The 19,402-nt window shown below is 61.2% G+C and carries 20 protein-coding genes; 16 read left to right on the forward strand and 4 right to left on the reverse strand.

Annotation, left to right across the window (positions count from 1 at the left end; translation table 11 throughout):
• The first annotated feature begins 2 nt into the window (after positions 1–2).
• The 9 genes from NKH17_RS26305 to gph all read left to right on the forward strand — a co-directional run bounded on the left by NKH17_RS26305 (position 3) and on the right by gph (position 8,924).
• Positions 3–875 carry a phosphoribulokinase gene (locus tag NKH17_RS26305; protein WP_254819812.1) on the forward strand — a complete coding sequence of 291 codons (873 nt, stop codon included), beginning with the start codon at positions 3–5 and terminating at the stop codon, positions 873–875.
• A 10-nt stretch (positions 876–885) separates the two neighbouring features.
• Complete coding sequence (tkt, locus tag NKH17_RS26310; protein WP_352808185.1) at positions 886–2,892, forward strand: transketolase; 2,007 nt, start codon at positions 886–888, stop codon at positions 2,890–2,892.
• 11 nt (positions 2,893–2,903) lie between these two features.
• Positions 2,904–3,983, forward strand: a complete 1,080-nt coding sequence (gene fba / locus NKH17_RS26315; RefSeq protein WP_352808184.1) for a class II fructose-bisphosphate aldolase — start codon at positions 2,904–2,906, stop codon at positions 3,981–3,983.
• 20 nt (positions 3,984–4,003) lie between these two features.
• The gene (locus NKH17_RS26320; RefSeq protein WP_502895629.1) at positions 4,004–5,497 is read left to right on the forward strand and encodes a ribulose-bisphosphate carboxylase large subunit; all 1,494 of its coding nucleotides are present in this window, start codon (positions 4,004–4,006) and stop codon (positions 5,495–5,497) included.
• 18 nt (positions 5,498–5,515) lie between these two features.
• Positions 5,516–5,950 carry a ribulose bisphosphate carboxylase small subunit gene (locus tag NKH17_RS26325; protein ID WP_254819809.1) on the forward strand — a complete coding sequence of 145 codons (435 nt, stop codon included), beginning with the start codon at positions 5,516–5,518 and terminating at the stop codon, positions 5,948–5,950.
• Between the two features lie 8 nt (positions 5,951–5,958).
• The gene (gene cbbX / locus NKH17_RS26330) at positions 5,959–6,897 is read left to right on the forward strand and encodes a CbbX protein (protein WP_352808183.1); all 939 of its coding nucleotides are present in this window, start codon (positions 5,959–5,961) and stop codon (positions 6,895–6,897) included.
• A gap of 62 nt (positions 6,898–6,959) precedes the next feature.
• Positions 6,960–7,646, forward strand: coding sequence for a ribulose-phosphate 3-epimerase (gene rpe / locus NKH17_RS26335; protein ID WP_352808182.1), 687 nt, complete (start codon positions 6,960–6,962; stop codon positions 7,644–7,646).
• Positions 7,647–7,668: 22 nt separating this feature from the next.
• On the forward strand, positions 7,669–8,226 hold the full coding sequence (locus tag NKH17_RS26340; RefSeq protein ID WP_352899910.1) for a thioredoxin family protein: 558 nt from the start codon (positions 7,669–7,671) through the stop codon (positions 8,224–8,226).
• Positions 8,223–8,924, forward strand: coding sequence for a phosphoglycolate phosphatase (gene gph / locus NKH17_RS26345; RefSeq protein WP_352808180.1), 702 nt, complete (start codon positions 8,223–8,225; stop codon positions 8,922–8,924). Before NKH17_RS26340 ends, gph begins: the two co-directional genes overlap by 4 nt.
• Before the next feature lie 63 nt (positions 8,925–8,987).
• Here gph and NKH17_RS26350 read toward each other — a convergent pair whose 3' ends face one another.
• Together NKH17_RS26350 and NKH17_RS26355 are read right to left on the reverse strand one after the other, a co-directional pair.
• Positions 8,988–9,368, reverse strand: a complete 381-nt coding sequence (locus tag NKH17_RS26350) for a c-type cytochrome (RefSeq protein WP_352808179.1) — start codon at positions 9,366–9,368, stop codon at positions 8,988–8,990.
• Between the two features lie 389 nt (positions 9,369–9,757).
• Positions 9,758–10,111 carry a hypothetical protein gene (locus NKH17_RS26355; RefSeq protein ID WP_352808178.1) on the reverse strand — a complete coding sequence of 118 codons (354 nt, stop codon included), beginning with the start codon at positions 10,109–10,111 and terminating at the stop codon, positions 9,758–9,760.
• A 671-nt stretch (positions 10,112–10,782) separates the two neighbouring features.
• On the opposite strand from NKH17_RS26355, the gene NKH17_RS26360 reads away from it, so the two are divergent.
• From NKH17_RS26360 to pqqE, 7 genes are all read left to right on the forward strand, one after another.
• The gene (locus NKH17_RS26360; protein WP_352808177.1) at positions 10,783–12,684 is read left to right on the forward strand and encodes a methanol/ethanol family PQQ-dependent dehydrogenase; all 1,902 of its coding nucleotides are present in this window, start codon (positions 10,783–10,785) and stop codon (positions 12,682–12,684) included.
• Positions 12,685–12,838: 154 nt separating this feature from the next.
• On the forward strand, positions 12,839–13,363 hold the full coding sequence (locus NKH17_RS26365; protein ID WP_352507740.1) for a c-type cytochrome, methanol metabolism-related: 525 nt from the start codon (positions 12,839–12,841) through the stop codon (positions 13,361–13,363).
• A 1-nt stretch (position 13,364) separates the two neighbouring features.
• On the forward strand, positions 13,365–14,228 hold the full coding sequence (locus NKH17_RS26370) for a substrate-binding domain-containing protein (protein WP_352808176.1): 864 nt from the start codon (positions 13,365–13,367) through the stop codon (positions 14,226–14,228).
• Between the two features lie 463 nt (positions 14,229–14,691).
• On the forward strand, positions 14,692–15,630 hold the full coding sequence (gene pqqB / locus NKH17_RS26375; protein WP_352808175.1) for a pyrroloquinoline quinone biosynthesis protein PqqB: 939 nt from the start codon (positions 14,692–14,694) through the stop codon (positions 15,628–15,630).
• The gene (pqqC, locus tag NKH17_RS26380) at positions 15,627–16,382 is read left to right on the forward strand and encodes a pyrroloquinoline-quinone synthase PqqC (protein ID WP_352808174.1); all 756 of its coding nucleotides are present in this window, start codon (positions 15,627–15,629) and stop codon (positions 16,380–16,382) included. The genes pqqB and pqqC overlap by 4 nt, the downstream gene beginning before the upstream one ends.
• Complete coding sequence (gene pqqD, locus NKH17_RS26385; protein ID WP_352646240.1) at positions 16,379–16,675, forward strand: pyrroloquinoline quinone biosynthesis peptide chaperone PqqD; 297 nt, start codon at positions 16,379–16,381, stop codon at positions 16,673–16,675. The genes pqqC and pqqD overlap by 4 nt, the downstream gene beginning before the upstream one ends.
• Entirely contained in the window at positions 16,672–17,793 is a 1,122-nt protein-coding gene (gene pqqE, locus NKH17_RS26390) for a pyrroloquinoline quinone biosynthesis protein PqqE (RefSeq protein WP_352478690.1), read from the forward strand. Before pqqD ends, pqqE begins: the two co-directional genes overlap by 4 nt.
• 22 nt (positions 17,794–17,815) lie before the next feature.
• On the opposite strand, the gene fghA is transcribed toward pqqE, so the two are convergent.
• Both fghA and NKH17_RS26400 read right to left on the reverse strand, forming a co-directional pair.
• Complete coding sequence (gene fghA / locus NKH17_RS26395) at positions 17,816–18,667, reverse strand: S-formylglutathione hydrolase (protein WP_352808200.1); 852 nt, start codon at positions 18,665–18,667, stop codon at positions 17,816–17,818.
• 370 nt (positions 18,668–19,037) lie between these two features.
• Complete coding sequence (locus tag NKH17_RS26400) at positions 19,038–19,256, reverse strand: hypothetical protein (protein ID WP_352478687.1); 219 nt, start codon at positions 19,254–19,256, stop codon at positions 19,038–19,040.
• Positions 19,257–19,402: the final 146 nt, after the last annotated feature.

Raw genomic sequence — 19,402 nt, forward strand, 5'->3', positions numbered from 1 at the left:
CCATGTCGGCAAAGCACCCCATCATTACCATCACCGGGTCGTCGGGCGCAGGCACCACCTCTGTCAAGCGCATCTTCGAACTGATCTTCCGGCGCGAGAACATCGGGGCCGCCTTCATCGAAGGCGATGCTTTCCATCGCTACGACCGCGCCACGATGAAGGCGAAGGTGGCCGAGGAGGAAAAGGCGGGCAATCCGAACTTCACCCACTTCCATGCCGAGGCCAATGAATTGGCAATCCTCGAAGAGGTATTCGAGGAATATGGCCGCCGGGGAACCGGAAAGACCCGCACCTACATCCATGACGAGGATGAGGAGAAGCAGTACGGCACGCCGCCGGGACATTTCACCGAATGGCGCGAATTTCCTCCGAGCGACCTGCTCTTCTACGAGGGCCTGCACGGCTGCGTCGTCACCGACAAGATCAACCTGGCCAGGCACGCTGACCTTAGGATCGGCGTGGTGCCAGTCATAAATCTGGAATGGATCCAGAAGATCCACCGCGACCGCGCAACGCGCGGCTATTCCACAGAGGCGGTGATGGACGTGATCCTGCGCCGCATGCCGGACTACGTCCGCTACATCGTCCCGCAGTTTTCGCAGACCGCCATCAACTTCCAGCGCGTGCCGATCGTCGACACGTCCAATCCATTCATCGCGCGCTGGATTCCGACACCCGACGAATCGATGCTGGTCATCCGCTTCGCCAATCCCCGCGGCATCGATTTCCCCTACCTGCTTTCGATGATCCACGACTCGTTCATGTCGCGGCCGAATTCCATAGTGGTGCCCGGCAACAAGCTCGACCTTGCCATGCAGCTGATCCTGACGCCGCTCATCCTGCAATTGATCGAACGCAAGAACCGTGTGTCGTGAGGAGGACGCCATGAACAGCCAGGCAGCAGCACTGAAGCCCGTCGCCGCCGTCTCGGAACGCGACATGGCGAACGCCATTCGCGCTCTAGCGATGGACAGCGTCCAAAAGGCCAATTCCGGTCATCCGGGCATGCCGATGGGCATGGCCGATGTCGCAACGGTGCTGTTCAGCCGCTTCATCAATATCGATCCGTCGGCCCCCAACTGGCCCGATCGCGACCGCTTCGTGCTGTCGGCCGGGCACGGCTCGATGCTGCAATATGCGCTGCATTACCTGCTCGGCTACGAGGACATGCCGATCGAGGAGTTGCAGCGGTTTCGCCAGCTGGGCAGCCGCACCGCCGGACATCCGGAATATGGCCATGCGCTTGGCATCGAGACGACGACCGGTCCGCTTGGACAAGGCATTTCGACCGCCGTCGGCATGGCGCTGGCGGAGCGCATGCTTGCTGCCCGCCACGGCGCCGATCTCGTGGACCATTTCACCTACGTGATCGCCGGCGACGGCTGCCTGCAGGAAGGCATCAGCCACGAGGCGATCGATCTTGCCGGTCACCTGAAGCTTTCCCGGCTGATCGTCTTCTGGGACGACAATGCGATCTCGATCGACGGACCGACTTCGCTGTCGACATCGATGGACCAGCCGGCACGGTTCAAAGCCGCTGGATGGCATGTCCAGTCGGTGAACGGCCACGACACCGAAACCGTCGCAGCGGCAGTCGAAGCGGCGCAGCAATCGGACCAGCCGTCTCTGATCGCCTGCCGCACGGTGATCGCCAAGGGAGCGCCCAACCTGGGCGGTTCGGAAAAGACACATGGCGCACCGCTTGGTGATGCGGAGATCGCCGCGACGCGCGAGAACATCGGCTGGGCCTACGCGCCGTTCGAGGTGCCGGACGACATCCTTTTCGCCTGGCGCGAGATCGCCAGCCGCGGTCAAGCGGCACGGCGCGCCTGGGAGCAGCGGCTTGCCGCCTCGCCGCAGCGTGAGGCCTTCGAGAGCGCGGTCGCTGGCGCCCTGCCCGAGGCGGTCTTCGAAGCGCTCGGCGCTTTCCGCAAGGAGCATATCGGGAAGGCGACCAAGGTTGCAACGCGAAAAGCCTCCGAAATGGCGCTCGGCGCAATCAACGCCGCAACCGACCTGACCGTCGGCGGCTCCGCCGATCTGACTCATTCGAACCTGACGATCACCAAGGGGATGGATCGCATAGCGCCTAATGACTATGCCGGCCGCTACATTCACTACGGCATCCGTGAGCACGGCATGGCCGCGGCCATGAACGGCATCGCGCTGCATGGCGGCTTCGTGCCTTATGGCGGCACGTTCCTGTGCTTTGCCGACTATGCGCGCGGCGCGATGCGGCTCTCGGCGCTCATGGGCCAGCGCGTCATCTATGTGATGACGCACGATTCCATTGGTCTCGGCGAGGACGGCCCGACCCACCAGCCGGTCGAGCACCTGGCGATGCTGCGGGCGACGCCAAACCTCAACGTCTTCCGTCCGGCCGACATCATCGAAACGGCGGAATGCTGGGAACTGGCACTGAGAAGCGAGAACCGGCCAAGCGTGCTGGTGCTCTCGCGCCAGAACCTGCCGATGCTGCGCCAGGGGCACGGCGACGAGAACCGGTCGAGCCGTGGCGGCTACATCCTGCGCGAGCCAGCCCGGCACCGCGCCGTGACGCTGATCGCCACCGGCTCGGAGGTCGAGATTGCTATTGCCGCCGCCGAACGGCTGGAGACCGAGCACGGCATCGCCGCCGCGGTCGTCTCGATGCCGTGCTGGGAGCTCTTTGAGGAACAGGACGCGGACTACCGCAAGGCCGTCCTCGGCTCGGCGCCGCGCATCGCCATCGAAGCCGCAGCACGGCTCGGCTGGGACCGCTGGATCGGCGACACCGGCGCTTTCGTCGGCATGGCTGGTTTCGGCGCCAGCGCCCCTGCCCCGGATCTCTACCGGCATTTCGACATCACGCCCGAAGCCGTCGCGGCAGCGGCGCTGAAGCTCATCATCTAGGAGGACGACCCATGGCCCGCATCACCCTTCGCCAGCTTCTCGACCATGCCGCCGAGCACGGCTACGGGGTGCCGGCATTCAATATCAACAACATGGAACAGGGCCTCGCCATCATGGAGGCGGCCAGGGCCTGCGACGCGCCGGTCATCATCCAGGCCTCGCGCGGCGCCCGCTCCTATGCCAATGACATCATGCTGGCCAAGATGATGGAGGCTTTGACCGAAATCCATCCGGCCATTCCGCTCTGCATCCATCAGGATCACGGCAACAACGAAGCCACCTGCCTGTCGGCGATCCGCCACGGCTTCACCTCGGTGATGATGGACGGGTCATTGATGGCGGACGCCAAGACGCCGGCGAGCTACGACTACAACGTCGCCATCACCGAACGTGTCGCACGCATGGCGCATTGGGTCGGCGCTTCAGTCGAAGGCGAGCTCGGCGTGCTCGGCTCGCTGGAAACCGGCCAGGGCGAGGCCGAGGACGGGCACGGCGCCGAAGGTGCGCTTTCCCATGACCAGCTTTTGACCGATCCCGATCAGGCGGTCGACTTCGTGACCGCCACCCGGGTCGACGCGCTGGCGATCGCCTGCGGTACCTCGCACGGTGCCTATAAATTCAGCCGCAAGCCTGACGGCGGCATCCTGGCCATGCAGGTGATCGAGGCGATCCACGAAAAGCTGCCCAACACGCATCTGGTCATGCATGGGTCTTCCTCCGTGCCGCAGGAACTGCAGGACATCATCAACAACTATGGCGGCGAGATGCCCCAGACTTTTGGCGTCCCGGTCGAGGAAATCGAGCGCGGCATCCGCTACGGCGTGCGCAAGGTCAACATCGACACTGATTGCCGAATGGCCATGGCCGGGCAGTTCCGCCGCGTCGCGACGCAGGACCCGCGCGAATTCGATCCGCGAAAATTCCTGAAACCCGCCATGGACGCCCTGCGCGACCTTTGCCGCGATCGCTTCGAACGCTTCGGCACCGCAGGCCACGCGTCGAAGATCAGGGTGATCGCCATGGATGAGATGGCGAAACGTTACATCGCGGGAAAGCTCGACCCGCATATCGCAACTGCGAAAGCCGCCTGAGCGGCAACAGGAGACCTGTCATGAACAAGATCGACATGCCGTCAGCAGGCACGCTCAAGGAAGGCAGCGAACGCTACAAGTCGGGCGTCATTCCTTACAAGAAGATGGGCTACTGGGAGCCGGACTACCGGCCCAAGGAGACCGACCTGATCGCCATGTTTCGGATCACGCCGCAGCCCGGCGTCGACCACGAAGAGGCGGCCGCGGCCATCGCCGGTGAATCCTCTACCGCGACATGGACGGTGGTGTGGACCGACAGGCTCACCGCCTGCGAGCTTTATCGCGCCAAGGCGTTCAAATCCGAGCCGGTGCCGAACACAGGTCCCGGCACCAGGATCGAGCAGCAGTACTTCGCCTATATCGCCTACGACCTCGACCTGTTCGAGCCAGGCTCAATCGCCAACCTGACTGCATCGATCATCGGCAACGTGTTCGGCTTCAAGGCAGTCAAGGCCTTGCGGCTCGAGGACATGCGCATTCCGGTGGCTTACCTCAAGACCTTCCAGGGCCCGGCGACCGGCATCGTGGTGGAACGCGAGCGGCTCGACAAGTTCGGCCGACCGCTGCTCGGCGCGACGACCAAGCCGAAGCTTGGCCTGTCAGGCCGCAACTACGGCCGCGTCGTCTACGAGGCGCTGAAGGGTGGCCTCGACTTCGTCAAGGACGACGAGAACATCAACTCGCAGCCCTTCATGCATTGGCGCGACCGTTTCCTCTACTGCATGGAGGCTGTGAACAAGGCGTCGGCCGCCACCGGCGAAGTCAAGGGCCATTATCTCAACGTCACCGCCGGCACGATGGAGGAGATGTACGAGCGCGCCGAATTCGCAAAACAGCTTGGCTCCTGCATCGTCATGATCGACCTCGTCATTGGCTATACGGCGATCCAGTCGATGGCCAAGTGGGCACGCCGCAACGACATGATCCTGCACCTGCACCGGGCCGGCAACTCGACCTATTCGCGCCAGAAGAACCACGGCATGAATTTTCGTGTCATCTGCAAATGGATGCGCATGGCCGGCGTCGATCACATCCATGCCGGCACCGTGGTCGGCAAGCTGGAAGGCGACCCGCTGATGATCAAGGGGTTTTACGACACGCTGCGCGAGGAGCGCACGCCGCAGAACCTCGAAACCGGGCTGTTCTTCGATCAGGACTGGGCCTCGCTCAACAAGGTGATGCCCGTCGCCTCGGGCGGCATCCATGCCGGCCAGATGCACCAGTTGATCCATTATCTCGGCGAGGACGTCATCCTGCAGTTCGGCGGCGGCACGATCGGCCATCCGGACGGCATCCAGGCCGGGGCGACGGCCAATCGCGTCGCGCTGGAGTCGATGATCCTCGCCCGCAACGAGGGCCGCGACTATCTGCGCGAAGGGACCAAGATCCTCGAACAGGCGGCCAGATGGTGCACGCCGCTCAAGGCGGCCCTGGAGACGTGGAAGGACGTCACCTTCAACTACGAATCGACCGACACGGCCGATTTTGTGCCGACCGCAACGCCGAGCTTCTAGACGAAAGGAACCGTCGCCATGATGACCAATCCGGGAAACAAGGTCACGCAGGGACAGTTTTCGTTCCTGCCCGACCTGACGGACGAGCAGATTTCGGCGCAGATCAAATATGCGCTGAAAAACCACTGGGCGGTCAGCGTCGAATACACGGACGATCCGCATCCGCGAAACACCTATTGGGAAATGTACGGCAACCCGATGTTCGACCTGAGGGACCCGGCGGGCATCCTGCTTGAAGTCAACAATTGCCGGAAAGCCATGCCCAACATGTATGTCCGGGTCACCGCCTTCGATTCGACCAAGGGCTGGGAAGCGCCGCGCATGTCATTCATCGTTAACCGGCCACCTAACGAACCCGGCTTCCGGCTGCTGCGCCAGGAGCGTGACGGCCGCAGCCAGGGCTATTCGATCGTGCCTTATGCGACCGACAGGCCCGAAGGCGAGCGGAGCTAGCCGAAGCCATGCTGGACACGATAGCAAAGGGCGCTGCCGCGCAGGGCGAATCGGTTGATCTGCAGGCCGAGTTCGAAGCGTCCAACATCGACGAGGTGATGGATAAGCTCGACCGCGAACTCGTTGGCCTGAAGCCCATCAAGACCCGCATCCGCGAGATCGCCGCGCTCCTCCTGGTCGACCGGCTTCGCCGCAAGTTCGGGCTGACCTCGGGCGCGCCGACGCTGCACATGAACTTTACGGGCAATCCCGGCACCGGAAAGACCACCGTGGCGCTGAGGATGGCCGAAATCCTGCATCGTCTCGGCTATGCCCGCGAAGGGCATATGGTCGCGGTGACGCGCGACGATCTCGTCGGCCAATATGTGGGCCACACCGCGCCCAAAACCCGCGAAGTGATCAAGCGGGCCATGGGCGGGGTGCTTTTCATCGACGAGGCCTACTATCTCTACAAGCCCGAGAACGAACGCGACTACGGTCAGGAATCGATCGAAATCCTGCTGCAGTGCATGGAAAACAACCGTGACGATCTGGTTGTGATTCTCGCCGGCTACAAGGACAAGATGGACTTCTTCTTCAACAGCAATCCCGGCATGCGTTCGCGCATCGCCCATCACCTCGATTTTCCCGACTACGGCGTCAGCGAACTCAAATCGATCGCCGAGATCATGCTGGCGGAACAGAATTACCGTCTCAGCGAAGCGGCGGCCAAGGCGCTCGAAGAGTATCTCCCGATCCGCATGCGGCTGCCGCATTTCTCCAACGCCCGATCGGTCCGCAATGGGCTCGACCGGGCGCGGCTTCGCCAGGCCAACCGGCTTTTCGCATCGCGCGACCGGGCGTTGACGAAAACCGATCTTATCACCATCGAGGAATCCGATATTCGTGGCAGCCGCGTATTCGCGGAAGGTAAGCTCGAAGGTGAACCGGAGACGAAGGCGCGCTGACAAGATGACGCCGGTTGCTGTGCAGCGACTGGAAACGGACGACAGAATGGGATCCGACGACCATGGGTACCAAGACAATCATCGCGCCCTCGGTGCTTTCCGCGGACTTCTCGCGGCTCGGCGACGAGGTCGATGCAGTCGTCCGGGCGGGTGCCGACTGGATCCATCTCGACGTGATGGACGGCCATTTCGTGCCCAACATCACCTTCGGTCCGGCGGTGGTCAAGGCGATCCGTGATCGGACGGACAAGGTCTTCGATTGCCATCTGATGATCGCGCCGGCCGACGCCTATCTCGCCGCCTTCGCCGATGCCGGCTGCGACGTCATCACGGTGCACGCCGAGGCCGGGCCGCATCTCGACCGTTCGCTGCAGGCAATCAGGAATCTCGGCAAGAAGGCCGGCGTGTCGCTGAACCCGTCAACGCCGGAAAGCGTGATCGAATATGTGCTTGACCGGCTCGATCTTGTGCTTCTGATGACGGTCAATCCGGGCTTCGGCGGCCAGGCATTCATTTCGGCTGTCGTCGACAAGGTCAGGCGGGTCAAGGCGCTGGTTGGCCAACGTCCGATCGACATCGAGATCGACGGCGGCGTCACGCCCGAGACCGCTCCGCTGGTCACCGCGGCCGGCGCCAATGTGCTGGTCGCCGGCTCGGCCATTTTCAAGGGTGGCACCGAGGCTGCCTATCGTGCCAATATCGGCGCCATCAGGCAGGCGGCCGACGGGGCGCTCCAGAAAGCCGCGTAAAACCATCTCATCGGAGGGCAACATGGGGGCAATCCCACCTGTCTGTGATTTCGGCTGGCAAGCCGTCGATTTCGTTTTGCCCGGCATCGACGGCAAATCGCATTCCATCTTCAGCCACGCCGGCCCGAACGGCTTGGTGGTGGCTTTCATCTGCAACCACTGCCCCTATGTGAAGGCGGCGATTCCGCGCATGGTGCGCGATGCCAACGACCTCAAGGCAGAAGGCGTCGGCTTTGTCGCCATCAACTCAAACGATGCCGACGCCTACCCCGATGATTCCTTCGACAACATGAAACTTTTCGCCAGGACGAACGGCTTCACTTTCCCCTACCTCCACGACGAGCACCAGAGGGTGGCGCGTGCCTACGGAGCCGTTTGCACTCCGGATTTCTTCGGGCTCAACAATGAGTTGACGCTGCAATATCGCGGCCGGCTTGACGCGTCGCGACGCGACGTTGGACCGCCTGGGCTCAGGCGCGATCTGTTCGAGGCGATGAAGCAGGTTGCCCGAACCGGCGACGGACCGCTGGACCAGATCGCTTCGATCGGCTGTTCGATCAAGTGGAAGGATGCTGCATGAACGTCGGCGCAGGCAGGCCGTTTCGATCGCCCAAGGCGGTCCTGTTCGATCTCGACGGTACGCTGGTCGATTCGGCGCCTGATATAACGGCGGCCGTCAACGAATTGCTGGCCGGCCGCGATCTGCCGCCGCTGCGCCTGGATCAGGTCAAGGCCATGATCGGCGGCGGCATCAGGAAACTGGTCGAGCGAGCTTTCGCGGCTTCCGGTACGCCGCTCCTCGGCAGCGCGCTCGATGAAGCCAACCGCGTCATGGCGCCGATCTATCGCAGGCATCTGACCGGCCGCACGAGGCTAATGCCTGGCGTAAGGGAGGTTCTCACGCACTTGCATTTGAGCGGAATAGCCATGGGCGTGGTGACCAACAAGCCGCAGTTGGCGGCACGCGAAATCCTGCTGCATTTTGGGCTGACGGACTATCTCGGCGCGATCGTCGGCGGAGACGCGGTGACATACTTGAAGCCGGCGCCAGATACGCTGTTGCTTGCGCTCGACCAGCTTCAGGTCGAACCTCGTGATACGCTGATGGTCGGAGACAGCAGCGCCGACATGGCCGCCGCCCGCGCGGCGGGCATGGCAGTCATTCTGCTGCGTGGCGGATACAGCCAAATTCCCGTTGAAGAGCTTGGCGCCGACCTCGTTTGCGACAGCCTGTTCGATCTACCGTCCGCGATGCAGACGCTGCAAGACGCTGCGTGACCCCAAGCGCAAAGCCCAGGCCAACGCCGGCCGGGCGCACTCCAAATGGCCGGCGGGACCGCGTTATTTGGAGAATTGCTTCAGGTAGGCGATGACATTGGCGATGTCCTCGTCTTTCTTGAGGCCGGCGAACGCCATCTTCGTGCCTTTGACCATCGCCTTGGGATCGCGAAGGTAGGTCGTCAGCGTGGCTTCGTCCCATTTGACGCCCGACTTGCCGGCCTCGGTCATGGCCTTGGAATAGCTGAACCCCGGATGCGTGCCGGCCGTTCGGCCGATGACGCCGTTCAACGACGGACCGACCTTGTTCTGGTCCTTGTCTGCGACGTGGCAGACCTTGCATTTGGCAAACACCTTCTCACCCGCCGCGGCATCCTGTGCCTGAGACTGGGTAGTGACAAAGGTGGCAACGGACACGGCGGTAAAAAATGCGACTGCGCGCATGGCATTTCCTCATTGATCGTGTGAGTGCCCTGGATAATTTACGCGTGTCGATGCCTAGACCGCCGGCATCCGTTTTTGTGCGGGAGAGCGAACTATTCGTCCTTTCCCCCGGGACCGGCAGCACCGGCACGCCTCGAAAAGCTAGCCTGCCGATGAAGGAAGTCAATCGTACAAAGGTCCTGTTTCGCTGCGCTTGTCGGCTGTGGGGGCAGCCGCCATCCTCGCCTCAAAGCCGGTTGTGATGAGCGACCTTTTCGTTCCACCAAAACTTTCCGGGCGTGACCTGGTCGCTTTACGGCTCGAATGCGGATTGCAAGTAATTTCGCAGCCAATGGCCAATAGAAATGGCGGCACTGTGAGGCACCGCCACGCGTGCCTGTTCCGCCTGACTAAAAGCAACGTACGTCGGCTTCAGCCTGCGCGCGTTTCAGTTCCGCCCGCGCCGCCTTCGCTGGCGCGCTTTCGCGAAACAACCCTGCCGCCTCCCCTGTCGTCAGCGACATGCTTTTGAAGGTCTCCGCCCTCTCATAATGAACGTAAGGAAGGATCGAGGCGATAACATCGATCGAGCACGAACAGCTTTCAAGCGCCTGACGTGTCTGGCCATTTGTTTGCATGCAGCCGAGCACGTAGTCGGCAATCGTTGCCGTCGGGTAGTCTCCCGCGGCGCTGGCCGGGTTCGCAAAGGCCAGAGTCGCCGAAAAGACCAGCGGTAGGATAAAAGACCCAACAGATCTGATCATGAGGGAACCTCCAGTTGGCCTTGACACGATGTATCCGGACAGGATCATCGCGCCAATTGGCGACGTACCGCAAAGCCAGTCAAGCTCCCATGGCCTGCTTATAGGACCAAAGGAGGAATGCCCTGTCGACCGGCAAAAGTTGGATTCACGGCCCGCTGCACACCCCGCTTCCAGCGGTCATTTCATGCCTCGCCCACTATCGGCAACCAACCAGGCGCCCGCATACTTACCTCGAAGCGACCTTGTAAATTACATGGAAATAAATTCCAACACGAATCGCGCAATAATACAATAACAATATGGATATTATATATGTCGGCCGCTGGCAGTCATTCTCGCAATAGTGCCACTCAGGATACTTCTCTTGTTTGTATCTTTATATTGCCATGCACCATAGTCGATATTGCACCGCAACATCACTTCAGGGTTTTTGCTTGCTTCGCCTTTTGCGATGACATAGCTTTTTCCTGTTTCCGGCTTCAAGAGCGCCATTGTCAGGGAGCGGTGGCAGTCTTTCGAAGGCCAAGTGGGGCGGGCAATAACGGTGCCCTCTGCTTGTCGGGGTAGGTCGTGACAGCTGCCGGAAATTACTTCCCCACATGAATCGCTTGGGCAGGCCCCTTGTGGGCTTGACGGTCGATTCGTCACTGTGAACCTCGGGAGGGTTTCGGATGCGTGTACTTGCGAAAACTACCTACATACTGACGACCGCGGCTTTTTTGTCGCTCGGCGCTGCTTATACGGCTTCGGCCAATGAAGACCTTGCAAAGCTCGCATCGGATGCGAAGAACTGGGCGATGCAGACGGGTGACTACGCCAACACCCGCTATTCCAAACTCAACCAGATCACTGCGGACAATGTAAAGAACCTGCAGGTCAAATGGAGCTTTTCCACCGGCGTGCTGCGCGGTCACGAAGGCGGGCCGCTGATCATCGGCGATGTGATGTATGTCCACACGCCTTTCCCAAACAACGTCTATGCTCTCGACCTCAAGAACGACGGCAAGATCCTGTGGAAATACGAGCCCAAGCAGGACTCGAACGTCATTCCGATCATGTGCTGCGACACGGTCAATCGCGGTGTCGCCTATGGCGACGGCAAGATCATTCTCAACCAGGCCGACACCACCGTCGTCGCGCTCGATGCCAAGACCGGCAAGGTCGTCTGGTCTGTCAAGAACGGCGACCAGACCGACGGCGGAAAGGGCGAATCCGGCACCTCGGCACCCGTAGTCATCAAGGACAAGGTGCTCGTGGGCGTCTCCGGTGCTGAATTCGGTGTTCGCGGCTGGCTGGCCGCCTACAATCTGAAAGACGGCAAGCTTGCCTGGAAAGCCTATTCGGAAGGTCCTGATGCAGACACCCTTCTCGACCCCGAGAAGACGACCCATCTCGGCAAGCCCGTCGGAAAGGATTCCGGCACCAACACCTGGGAAGGCGAACAGTGGAAGACGGGCGGCGGCACGACATGGGGATGGTATTCCTATGATCCCAAGCTGAACCTGGTCTATTACGGCACCGGCAATCCCTCGACGTGGAACCCGGTCCAGCGCCCAGGCGACAATCGCTGGTCCATGACAATCATGGCTCGCGACGCCGATACCGGTGTTGCCAAATGGCTCTACCAGATGACCCCGCATGACGAGTGGGACTATGACGGCATCAACGAGATGATTCTCGTCGATGGCATGGAGGTCAACGGCGCCAAGCACGACGTGCTGGTGCATTTCGACCGAAACGGCTTTGCCTACACAATGGATCGCGCTACCGGCGAACTTCTCGTTGCCAAAAAATACGATCCGGCAGTGAACTGGGCGACGGAAGTCAACATGGATCCCAAGAGCGACCAGTACGGCCGCCCGCAGGTCGTCGCCAAGTATTCGACCCAGCAGAACGGCGAAGACACCAACTCGACCGGTATCTGCCCGGCCGCGCTTGGAACCAAGGACCAGCAGCCGGCCGCCTACTCGCCGAAGACCGGGTTGTTCTACGTGCCGACCAACCATGTCTGCATGGACTATGAGCCTTACAAAGTGAGCTACACCGCCGGTCAGCCCTATGTGGGCGCCACCGTGTCGATGTATGCGGCGCCCGGCGGTGACGGCAACATGGGCAACTTCATTGCCTGGGATGCAGCCAAGGGTGAGATCGTCTGGTCGAAGCCCGAGCAGTTCTCGGTGTGGTCGGGCGCATTGGCGACAGATGGCGACGTCGTCTTCTATGGTACCCTCGAAGGCTACATCAAGGCGGTCGATAAGGACGGCAAGGAACTCTACAAGTTCAAGACCCCCTCCGGCATCATCGGCAACATCACGACCTACGAGCATGACGGCAAGCAGTACATCGCCGTTCTGTCCGGCGTGGGGGGATGGGCCGGTATCGGTCTGGCAGGTGGGCTGCTTTCGCCCGACAACGCCGCTGCCTGGCATGGCGCCGTTGATCAGGGCCGTGCGCAGGGCGACCAGGCCGCAGTGGTTGGAACCGCCGGTCTGGGTGCCGTCGGCGGTTACGCGGCACTTGCCGACTATACGACACTGGGCGGCCAGCTCACCGTCTTCGGCCTCCCGGACTGATAACCGGGAAGAGCCTTACGACTAGGTTCGAAAAGAGAGCCCGGGTCACCCGAAAGCCGGGAACCGGGCTCTCGATTGCGCCGCGCACCCAAGCACCGATCAATGCCGAGCACGACGGCAGCCAGTGTCCCTGGCCAATGAAGGAAGAGTCTGAATGATCGTTCGCATTGCAGTTTCCGCTCTCGCCCTGATCCTGCTGCCTCTGGCCAGCTCAAGTCTGGCACGGGCCGAAGACAGCATGGAAAAAGCCAAGGCGGTGAAGCAAGAAGGAGGCAAATATCTAGATGCGGACGGAAATCCGACCTACAAGATCGAAAACGGAACCGTCGATTGGTACACGTTCAGCGGGTACCGCCGGTATCACTCCGATTGCCATGTCTGTCACGGACAGGACGCGACGGGTTCGAGTTATGCGCCTGCCCTGGTCAATAGTCTGAAAACCATGGATTACGCCACGTTCCTCTCGATCGTCGCCGAGGGCCGCAAGAATGTCGGCGGCGGCAAGGAAAACGTCATGCCTGCCTTTGGCGACAACAAGAACGTCTACTGTTACCTGGACGACCTTTACGTCTATCTGCGCGCGCGCGCCGATGGCGCGGCACCCCGCGGCAGGCCGCCCAAGCACGAAAACAAGGCTCAGGCAGCCAAGGATGCCGAAGCATCCTGCATGGGTGGATGATATGACCGGCTGCACTACATCGAAGCTGCGCGTCGTTCTGCCGATCCTCGGCGCGCTCGCCTTGCTGCCATCGAACGTTCTAGCGCAAAATGCCGGGCTTGGCGCTGCGGGCGAACTGGTGGATCCCAACATTCTGCGCGTCTGCGCCGATCCCTCGAATATGCCCTTTACCGACAAGAACGGCCAAGGCTTCGAAAACAAGCTGGCTGAACTGGTTGCCAAGAAGACGGGGCGGAAATCAGTCGCCTACACATGGTTTCCCACTGTCGTCGGCTTTGTGCGCAACACGCTGGGGGCCAACCGATGCGACATCATCATGGGCTACGCCCAAGGCGACGAACTGGTGCAGAACACCAACGCCTACTATCGCTCTGCCTATGTGCTCGCATACCCCAAAGGCAACGGCATGGAAGGCATCGAGACGATCGAAGACCCGAAACTTTCAGGCAAGAGAATCGGCGTCGTCGAAAGCACGCCGCCAACCGCCAACATGGCCGCCAACAAGCTTCTGCGGACCGCCAAGATCTATCCACTCGCGGTGGATACGCGTGTCACTCCTTCTATGGGGGAGGTCATGATCAAGGACATGCTGGCCGGCAAGATTGACGCGGCGGTCCTGTGGGGGCCGATGGCAGGTTACTATGCCAGGGAACTCGGAGCCGATATCACCATTGTTCCGCTGCTGAAGGAAAAGAAAGGCTCGCGCATGTCCTACCGCATCACCATGGGCGTACGTCCGTCCGACCAGGAATGGAAGCGGACGCTCAACCGGGTGATCAGGGAGAACCAGGCGGAGATCACCAAGCTCCTGCTGGGTTATAATGTGCCGCTGATCGACGAGCACGATAATCCGATTACGCAATAGTCGGGATGTGTGAGGAGGAGGACAAACCTGCGCGATGAAAAATTGAAGAGAAAGACTAGGCTACTTTCGGTCGTTTTGTTTTTCGGCCTTTCAAAACCTTGTGTTTCATTTGTCCATTTTGAGACGTGATGGACGAGCCATTGCTTCGGTGCCCTGCAATGGTTGGCTAACCACCGGATCGGCCCCTTCGGGCTGGTAGAAGAGGAGAAATGTTATGAAGAAGAGCTGGACAAAACCGACGATGTGTCAGGTTGCTGCGGGCTTTGAAATTTCGCGGTATCTGCCTGCTGAGATTACTCCCAAGAAGTAGGCCGCAGAGGTGCGTGTCCCTGGCAACAGGGGCACGCATCCCCTTGCCGCATGGGTTTTTCGTGAAAGATCTTGAGGCACGCAAAGCGAGCGGGACGTTTTTCGCGGCTGCAAATTGGCTGCTGGTCAGAGAAGCCGCGGGGCGGGCGTTTTCATGCGCTTGAGAATCATCGGATCGGCGGCCGGCGGTGGCTTTCCGCAGTGGAACTGCAATTATCGTCTGAGCCGTGCGGCTCGCACCGGGATGGCTGGCGTGCATTCACGAACCCAATCAAGTGTCGCCGCGTCGGCGGATGGGCTCGGCTGGGTTCTGTTCAACGCGTCACCCGACATTCGCCAGCAGATCGCGGCAACGCCTGAATTGCAGCCCGCGCACGATGCGCCGCTGCGCTCGACGCCCATTCGCGCGGTGGTACTGACCAATGCCGATGTCGATCATATCGCCGGCCTGCTCAGCCTTCGTGAGCGGCAGCCTTTCGCTATCTATGCAACGACACAGGTTCTGGCGACGCTGGAGGCGAATTCGATTTTCAATGTCCTCGATCCGGCGCTCGTGCCGCGACGCATCTTGCCACCGGCGCAAGAATTGGCGATCTGCGACGCAGACGGCCACGACACCGGCGTGGCTGTCGAGAGCTTTCCCGTGCCCGGGAAGATAGCGCTCTATCTCGAAGAAAGAGGTCAGCCCGATGCGAATTTCAGCTCTGACGCCGGCGACACGATCGGCGTCCGTATCGCCGGTTCCGGCAGTCGCGGCTCCGTCTTCTACATCCCCGGTTGCGCCCGCATCGATGCGACCCTGCGCACGCGTCTAGCCGATGCCGCATGCCTTCTGTTCGACGGCACGGTCTTCACCGACGACGAGTTGATTGCTGCCGGCGTCGGTGAAAAGACCGGTGCGCGCATGGGGCATCTGGCAATGTCGGGAGACGCAGGGTCGATCGCCGGCTTGGCCGATGTGAGGATCGGCCGTCGTGTCTTCGTCCACATCAACAACACCAATCCTGTTCTGGACGAGAATTCTCCCGAGCATGCAGCAGTCGCAGCGGCTGGCTGGGAAGTGGCCCGCGACGGGATGGAGATGGAACTTTGAGTGATTTCCACGACGCCGCCAGCAACGGCCTGTCCTCCAGAGAGCTCGAAGCCGTGCTGCGGCAGGTCGGTGCCGAACGCTATCACAACCGCCATCCTTTCCATCACAGGATGACCAGCGGTGCGTTGTCGAGGACCGAGATGCAGGCCTGGGCGCTGAACCGCTATTGCTATCAGGCTGTCATTCCGCGCAAGGATGCCATGATCCTCGCGCATGCCGAGGATCCGGCGTTTCGCGCCGCCTGGCGCAAACGCATCGAGGATCATGACGGCGAGGACGGCTGGAGCGGCGGTATTGCGCGCTGGTTGCACCTGGCGACCTCGCTCGGTCTGGATGCCGAAGCGGTGAAGAGCGAGAGGCTGGCCCTGCCGGCGACACGTTTTGCGGTTGGCGCTTACCTCTCTTTTTGCACGAACCGGACCCTGCTGGAGGCGGTCGCGTCGTCGCTGACCGAGATGTTCTCGCCGCTCATCATCGGCGAGCGGGTACCCGCGATGCTGGCCAGGTACGATTATATCACCGAGGACACGCTGGCCTATTTCAGCCGACGGCCCGAACAGGCCTCACGCGACGCCGACTTCGCTCTTGCCTATGTGCTCGAACATGCCGACACGGCGGAACGCCAGCAGCGGGCGATCGATGCACTCGTGTTCAAATGCGATATACTCTGGGCCATGCTCGACGCGCTTCAACACGCCTATGGCGAGCCGGGCAATATCCCGCCCGGCGCCTTCCGTCCGGAGGCCCCATGATGGCACTGCGCGAAAGAGCCATGGTGTCGCCGCTGTCGGTTCCATCGCTGCCTAAGCACGTGCGCATACAGTATGACCCCGGGCGCCAGGCGTTCGCCGTGCTTTCGCCTGAAAAGGTGTTCTGGCCAAACGACATCAGCCTCGACATATTGCGCCGCTGCGATGGGCGGTCCACGGTCGGCCACATCATTGCCGGCCTTGCCGCAGATTATGATGCCGAACAGGAGGCTGTGGCGGCCGATGTCATTGCCTTCCTGCAGGAATGGTCGGACAAGCTGCTGGTGAAGCTATGAGCGAGCCCCCTCTCCCCCCGATCGGCATGCTGGCGGAACTGACGCATCGCTGCCCGCTGCAATGCCCCTATTGCTCCAACCCGCTCGAATTGCTGAAGGCCAATCGCGAACTCGACACGCAGAGTTGGCTCGACTTGTTCTCGCAGGCGGCCGATCTTGGCGTTCTCCAGGTGCATCTGTCTGGCGGTGAACCGACGCTGCGTCGCGATCTTGAGCAATTGATCGCCGGGCTTTCGGCGCGCGGCGTCTACACCAACCTGATCACTGCCGGCGTCGGCATTGCGGATGGCCGTATCGAGGCATTTGCCGAAGCCGGGCTCGACCATCTGCAACTGAGTTTTCAAGGCGCACGGCCGGCGACCACCGAGCGCATCGGCAATCACAGGGGCAGCCACGAAAAGAAGCTGGAAACGGCACGCCGCGCCCGCGCGGCCGGCTTGCCGCTTACCATCAACGCGCCGATCCATCGCCACAATATCGAGGAGGTACCGGAATTCATCGATCTGGCCCTTTCGCTGGATGCGGAGCGTCTCGAGATAGCCAACGTGCAGTACGCCGGCTGGGCGCTGACCAATCGCGATCAACTGATGCCCGAGCGTGCTGCCGTCGATCGGCAGGCGGAGATCGTCGCGGCGGCGCGCGAACGGCTCACCGGCATCATGAACATCGATTTCGTCACGCCGGATTATTTCGCCATCTATCCCAAGCCGTGCATGGGCGGCTGGGCGCGCGACGCCTTCATGGTGACGCCAGACGGCACCGTACTGCCATGCCATGCCGCCCAGACCATCCCGTCGCTCAGCTTCGAGCGTTTTGGACCTCGCAGCCTGGCCGCGATCTGGACCGATTCCCCGGCATTTAATGCCTTTCGAGGCACGGACTGGATGCAGGAGCCCTGCCGCAACTGTGAGCGGCGCGAGATCGACTGGGGCGGCTGCCGCTGCCAGGCGATGGCAATCGCCGGCGACGCCGCCGCGACGGACCCGGCTTGCGCGAAATCGCCGATCCATGCGCGCATGGCAATGCTGATCGACGAAGCCCAGCGCGCTGCGACGGTTCCTTCGAAGGACGAACTGTTCGTCTACCGGCGTATCGGCGTCGTCACCGAGCCGGCCTGACTGCCGACCTATTCCTACGGCCTTAGCCTCGTGAAAGCCGTTCGGCATGCCACGTCATATGGTCCTGCATGAATGTCGAAATGAAAAAATAGGAGTGATCGTAGTCATCCTGCATCCGCAATTTCAACGGAATGCCTACCTTGGAGCACGCGTCTTCGAGCAGCCAAGGCCTGAGGCCCTCCTTGAGGAAACCGTCTGACGTTCCCTGATCGACCAGGAATTCCGGGAAATGGTATCCATCCTCGATGAGCGAAGTGGCATCGTAGCGCCGCCACGAGGCCTCATCCAGGCCGAGATATTTTTGGAAAGCCGGCTTCGACCAGCCGGCTGTGCTTGGTTGCACGATCGGCGCAAAGGCCGAGCAACTTCTGAAACGCGCGGGATTTTTCAGTGCGATCGTCAGCGCGCCATGCCCGCCCATCGAATGGCCGAAGATCGACTGGCGCGCCATATCGGCGGGAAATTCGCGCCCGATTACGGCTGGCAGTTCCCCGACGATATAGGAATACATGCGATAGTTCTTGGCATACGGCTCTTGCGTGGCGTCGAGGTAGAAACCGGCGCCGGTGCCGAACTGCCAATTGTCCTTTTCATCTGGAATGCCGGCACCACGCGGGCTGGTGTCGGGACACACGACGATGAAGCCAAGTTCGGCGGCAATACGTCTGTACTCGCCTTTTTCCATTACATTCGCATGCGTGCAGGTGAGTCCGGAGAGATACCACACCACGGGGCAACGCCTTTCCCGCGCCTGCGGAGGCACGAAAATGGCAAACGTCATTTCGCACGAGCAGCTCGTCGACAGATGAGAGTAAACGTGCTGGGCACCGCCATGCGACTTGGCAGTCGAGACGAGTTTCAGGTGCTCTGGCATATATTCTTCTCCGCCAATTTTTTGACCGCCGACCATAGCCTCTACGACATCGTGGGCGATCGCGGCAACCTTGGTGGGCTGGCTGGCGCGCAGGGCTCTTGATCGGAGCCGGGATGGCCAACACTGCCCAGTACCTCAGCAATGATTCCGGGAGGACGAGCTCTGCGCAAATGCACCGTGGCTTTCAGCGGCGACAGCAGGTTCGACGCGGCTATGGCGGACGAGCACGCACGCGTCATCGCGTGGGTTCGCAGCATGCGTGACCAGGGACCGAGCAAGAAAGTGTTGCGGGTGATAGTTACCTCCTAATAGGAGGGCTCCTAAGCACGACACCAACTTTCCGACTCTTAGCCACCCTGTGAGCCGACGGCTATTTCCGAGCGTCGAAAGCCACGGACAGGCCCAAGGCAGTTGCTGCCTCGACGATCGCCTCGGTCAGCTCTTCGTCGGATGCGACCAGATAAGGGGCGGCTTGCCGTGCTGCGTTTAATGTCGCTGTGACCGAGATGGTGTCACCACGATCCTCCCTATTGAGGACTGCGGCGATTGCCTGCTCTACTACCGGACTGACCCTCTGCACCTTACTCATCCAACCCTCCCCATAGCTGCCCATAGGGATGGTACTCTATCCGTGGTTGTGTTCCAAATCGATGTACGAAAACGTACACACTCGATCGGCTGGACCGCTACGGCCAGACATCTCTAATTTCGACGGCATTCGGGATCGACCAAGCC

The organism is Mesorhizobium sp. M1334 (assembly GCF_040317995.1).
GTDB lineage: Bacteria > Pseudomonadota > Alphaproteobacteria > Rhizobiales > Rhizobiaceae > Mesorhizobium.